Origin of the sequence: Kitasatospora sp. NPDC047058, from assembly GCF_040643935.1 — a bacterium.
GTDB lineage: Bacteria > Actinomycetota > Actinomycetes > Streptomycetales > Streptomycetaceae > Kitasatospora.
Window position 1 is genome coordinate 1 of the sequence record NZ_JBEYVJ010000479.1, and the last position, 4,661, is coordinate 4,661.

Here is a 4,661-nt window from a genome sequence, read left to right on the forward strand (position 1 = left end):
CTCGCCCGCGCCCTCGCCCTCGCCCGGGTGTGCGGTCGCGCGTGCGCCGCAGCTTTCGGCGCCATCCGGGGCGGGGGCGTCCGGCGCGGCGGCGTCCAGCATCCGTCCGAGGTACCAGATCGCGGAGGCCAGGTCGTCCGTGACCATGCCCCAGAGCGCCCGGGTGCCGCGCCGGGTGGGGCCGGCGAAGGCGGTGAGCAGCGGTTCGACGTGGCCGACGACGGCGGCGCGCAGCTCGGCCCGGAGCTCGTCGTCCCCCGGGAGCGTGACGTGGGCGCGCGGGCGGAGCGCGAGATCACCGGTGGGGGCGTGCAGCCAGAGGTCTGCGCCAGCGATCGCGGGCACGCGACGGCCGAGGTACCAGGGCCCGGCGATCAGCACGCAGACCGACCAGAGGTAGTGGTGCAGCAGCCGGGACGCGGCGACGTGCGGGCGCGGGGCGGTGCCGTGCTCGGCGGCGGCCGGGGCGATCCGGGCGGCCTCGCCGGCCAGTGCGGCGTCCAGCGCGACCGGGTCGGCGGCCAGTTCGGCCGCGGAGTACCACCCCTGAGCACGCGTCGGGGCCGGTTCGCCGTCGTCGAGCAGTCTGACCTTCAGGGCGGGGCAGAGCTCCAGCAGCCGCCGGTAGTCCGCACGGAGAGGAGAGAGGCACTGGCCGCTGGCGGGCATGGGTGCGGCACCCAAGATCATCGGCACTCCCGAGATCGGATAAGGTGAGGCTCACCTTATAGGCACCTTCAGCCCGCCCCGGACGCGGCACCACCCGGCTCGCCCGGATGGGACAAACTTGACGAAGTTAGGTTTGCCTAACCTAATATCTCGCTCGTGCTCACCACCGACCAGCCGGTCTCCCCAGCTCCGGCCACGCCCCGGAACCCGGCGGTCCGGCGTCCCCTGCTGCTGGCCGCCGGAGTCGTCGTCCTGCTGCTCTGCGCCGCCCTGAGCCTCGCGCTCGGCTCCCGCTCCGTCCCGCTCTCCACCGTGATCGACGCCCTCACCGGTACCGGGCACGGCGGTGACGCCGCCGTGGTGACGGGCCTTCGCGTCCCCCGGACCGTCATCGGACTGGCCGTCGGCGCCGCGCTCGGCGTGGCCGGGGCGGTCGCCCAGGGTGTCACCCGCAACCCGCTCGCCTCGCCGGTCACCCTCGGGATCAACGCCGGCGCGGGCTTCGCCGTGGTCGCCGCGATCTATACCTTCCACCTCACCCGGCCGGTCGAGTACGTCTGGTTCGCCCTCGCCGGCGCGGCCACCGCCGCGGTGGCCGCGTACGCGATGTCGCGGCGCGGCGGGGACCTCGACCCGGTCCGGCTGGCGCTCGGCGGCACCGTGCTGACCGTGGTGCTCACCTCCTGGACGTCGGCCCTGATGCTGGCCAGTCACCGCACGCTGGACGAGGCCCGGTTCTGGCTGGCCGGCTCGGTCGCCGGCCGGCACCTGGACACCCTGACGCCCGTCCTGCCCCTCCTCGTCCTCGGCCTGGTCGGCGCCTTCGCCGTCTCCCCCGCGCTCAACGCACTGGCGCTCGGCGACGAGGCCGCCCAGTCGCTCGGGGTCCCCGTGGCCCGGATCCGGGTGGTGGGCGGCCTGGCCGTCGTGCTGCTCGCGGGCGGCGCGGTCGCCGTCGCCGGGCCGGTCGCCTTCATCGGGCTGGCCGCGCCGCACCTGGTCCGCCCCTTCCTCGGCAACGACCACCGCTGGCTGCTGCCCGGCTGCCTGATCGCCGGTCCGGTGCTGCTGCTCGCCGCCGACGTGCTGGGCCGCGTGGTGGCCCGGCCCTCCGAGATCGAGGTCGGCATCGTGACCGCCTTCCTCGGCGCACCGCTGCTCGCCGTCCTGGCCCGGAAGGTGGCCCGATGACCTCCCCCACCGCCGCCACCGGCCCCGCGCCCGCCGATCCCGCCCCCACCGGTCCTGCACCAACCGCCGCCACCGCCGCCCCGGCGCGCAGCACCGCGGCCCGCCGCAAGGCCCGTACCGCGGCCTGGTCGCTGCTGGCCGCCGCACTGCTGGTGCTGCTGACCGGCGTCGCGCTCGGCACCGGCCAGGTGAAGATGTCCGTCTGGGACGCGCTGCGCGCCCTGGCCGGGTCCGGCGACGCCGGAAACGTGCTGGTGGTGCAGGAGTTCCGGGCCCCCCGGGTGGTCTCGGCGCTGATCGCCGGCGCCGGGCTGGCGGTGGCCGGCGCGATGCTGCAACGGCTCTTCCGCAACCCGCTCGCCTCCCCCGACACCATCGGCGTCACCGGCGGCGCGTCCTTCGGCGCGGTGCTGATGCTCGCCACCGGCGCCTCGCAGGAGCTGATCCCGCTCGCCGCGCTCGGCGGCGGCCTGCTGGCCGCGCTGCTGCTCGGCGGCTTCGCCTGGCGCTCGCGGATGGCGGTGACCCGGCTGGTGCTGGTCGGGCTGGCGGTCCAGCAGGGCCTGGCGGCCGCCGTGAACCTGATGATCGTCCGGTTCCCGGCCGAGCTGGCCGCCTCCGCGATGCAGTGGACCACCGGCTCGCTGTACGGGCGGAACTGGACCGAGGTCTGGATCGGCGGCACCGCCATCGCGCTCACCGCGGCCGTCGTGCTGCTCGCCCAGCGCCGGGTCGCCGTGCTGGACCTCGGCGACGACTCGGCCGGCGGCCTCGGCCTCAATCCGGGCCGCGACCGCGTCCTCCTGCTGCTGCTCACCATCGCGCTGGCCTCGCTGGCCGCCGCCCTCACCGGGCCGGTCGCCTTCGTCGCCCTCGCCGTCCCGCACCTGGTCCGGCTGCTCGCCGGGCCGCCCACGCCCGGCACGCTCGGCCTCACCGCGCTCACCGGCGCCGTGCTGCTGCTCTCCTCCGACCTGCTCGTGCTGCACGTGATCCCCGTCCACGGCCTGCCGGTCGGTGCCGTCACCGCCACGCTCGGCGCGCCCTGGCTCCTGGTGCTGATGATCCGCCAGGGCCGGCTTCCCCAGAGGAGCAACTGATGACGACCACCCCGGAGAACCGGCTCGCCGCCCACGGCCTGCACCTGCGCTACGGCAACCGGGTGATCGTGGACGGGCTCGACCTCGAACTGCCCGGCGGCGCGGTCACCGCGATCGTCGGCCCCAACGCCTGCGGCAAGTCCACCCTGCTGCGCGGGCTGGTCCGGCTGCTCGACCCGGCCGCCGGCACCGTCACCCTGGACGGCTCCGACATCCACCGGATGCCCGCCCGGGCGCTCGCCAAGCGGATGGGCCTGCTGCCGCAGCAGCCGGTCACCCCCGAGGCGGTCACCGTCGAGGCGCTGGTCCGGCTCGGCCGGTTCCCGCACCAGCGGATGCTCAGCCCGTGGTCCAAGGCCGACCAGGCCGCCGTCGAGGAGGCGCTGGCCCGCACCGGCACGGACGTGCTCCGCGACCAGCAGGTGGACCGGCTCTCCGGCGGCCAGCGCCAGCGTGCCTGGATCGCCCTCGCGCTCGCCCAGGACACCGACCTGCTGCTGCTCGACGAGCCGACCACCTTCCTCGACCTCCGGCACCAGCTGGACGTCCTCGACCTGGTCGCCGACCTGCACGCCGAGGCCGGGCGCACCGTCGTCATGGTGCTGCACGACCTCGGGCAGGCCGCCCGGTACGCGGACCACCTGGTCGTCCTCAAGGACGGCAGGCTCGCCGCCGCCGGGGCGCCCGCCGAGGTGCTGACGGCCGAGCTGGTGGAGGAGGTCTTCCAGGTGCCGTGCCAGGTCGTGCCCGACCCGGAGACCGGCACGCCGCTGGTGGTGCCGCGGGCCCGGGCGAGACGGCCCGCCGCCGTCGCGCGCTGAGTCCGCCGGGCCGCTGCTCCGGCCACTCGGCCGGCCGCTCCGCCTGCCACTGCACCGGCAGGCCACCGGCCACCCCCGAACACGTCCGGCCGGCCCCGCGCTCACCCCGCGGGCCGGTCCGGTGTCCCGCCCTGCCCGGAACCGTCCGGCAACCCCGCACCAGAGACAAGGAAGCCGTCATGAACCGCACCGCCCGCGCCCGCAGACTCCCCGCCGCCGTCCTCGCCGTCGCGCTCTCCACCACGCTGCTCGCCGCCTGCGGCAGCAACGGCGACGGCCAGGACGCCGCCAAGCCGGCCGGCGACGCCGCCGCGGCCTCCGCCGGTTCCGCCGCGGTCTTCCCGCGCACCGTCACCCACGCCGCCGGCACCGCGGAGATCAAGGCCCAGCCCAAGCGCGTCGTGGTCCTGGACAGCGGCGAGCTGGACGACGTCACCCTGCTGGGCATCACCCCGGTCGGCGCGGTCTCCCCGCACATGAAGACCGAGGGCGGCTTCCCGGGCTACCTCAAGGACAAGATCAAGGACACCAAGGACGTCGGCCCGATGAACGAGCCGAACCTGGAGCTGATCGCCTCCCTCAAGCCCGACCTCATCCTCTCCTCGAAGGTCCGGCACGCCAAGGTCTACGACAAGCTGAACGCCATCGCGCCGACCGTGCTCGCCGAGACCACCGGCTTCCCGTGGAAGGAGAACCTCGCCCTCTACGCCCAGGCGCTCGGCAAGGAGGCCGAGGCCAAGAAGGCGCTGGCCGACTACGAGGCCCGCGCCGCCAAGCTCGGCGAGCTACCGCTTGGCCGAACCGTTGACGATCGATGAGGTCGGCGGCCTGGCCCGCCAGTCCTGGTGCCGCCGCCTGGTGGTCACCGACGCCTCCGCCG

General features: G+C 75.5%; 4 protein-coding genes and 1 pseudogene. 4 read left to right on the top strand and 1 reads right to left on the bottom strand.

All coding sequences use genetic code 11. The features are described from left to right. Positions 1 to 669, bottom strand: a pseudogene (locus tag ABZ885_RS35800) (hypothetical protein); the annotation flags it as partial. Positions 670 to 894: 225 nt separating this feature from the next. Between ABZ885_RS35800 and ABZ885_RS35805 the strand changes: the two are divergent. From ABZ885_RS35805 to ABZ885_RS35820, 4 genes are all read left to right on the top strand, one after another. Further along, positions 895 to 1,860 carry an iron ABC transporter permease gene (locus tag ABZ885_RS35805; RefSeq protein ID WP_360198382.1) on the top strand — a complete coding sequence of 322 codons (966 nt, stop codon included), beginning with the start codon at positions 895 to 897 and terminating at the stop codon, positions 1,858 to 1,860. Then, the gene (locus tag ABZ885_RS35810; RefSeq protein WP_360198373.1) at positions 1,857 to 2,960 is read left to right on the top strand and encodes an iron ABC transporter permease; all 1,104 of its coding nucleotides are present in this window, start codon (positions 1,857 to 1,859) and stop codon (positions 2,958 to 2,960) included. The genes ABZ885_RS35805 and ABZ885_RS35810 overlap by 4 nt, the downstream gene beginning before the upstream one ends. After that, on the top strand, positions 2,960 to 3,781 hold the full coding sequence (locus ABZ885_RS35815; protein ID WP_360198376.1) for an ABC transporter ATP-binding protein: 822 nt from the start codon (positions 2,960 to 2,962) through the stop codon (positions 3,779 to 3,781). Before ABZ885_RS35810 ends, ABZ885_RS35815 begins: the two co-directional genes overlap by 1 nt. A gap of 179 nt (positions 3,782 to 3,960) precedes the next feature. Further along, entirely contained in the window at positions 3,961 to 4,599 is a 639-nt protein-coding gene (locus tag ABZ885_RS35820; RefSeq protein WP_360198379.1) for an ABC transporter substrate-binding protein, read from the top strand. Positions 4,600 to 4,661 lie beyond the last annotated feature (62 nt).

Coding starts and splice junctions, on each gene's coding strand:
- ABZ885_RS35810 (WP_360198373.1), top strand. CDS start 1,857: ATGACCTCCCCCACCGCCGCCACCGGCCCCGCGCCCGCCGATCCCGCC.
- ABZ885_RS35815 (WP_360198376.1), top strand. CDS start 2,960: ATGACGACCACCCCGGAGAACCGGCTCGCCGCCCACGGCCTGCACCTG.
- ABZ885_RS35820 (WP_360198379.1), top strand. CDS start 3,961: ATGAACCGCACCGCCCGCGCCCGCAGACTCCCCGCCGCCGTCCTCGCC.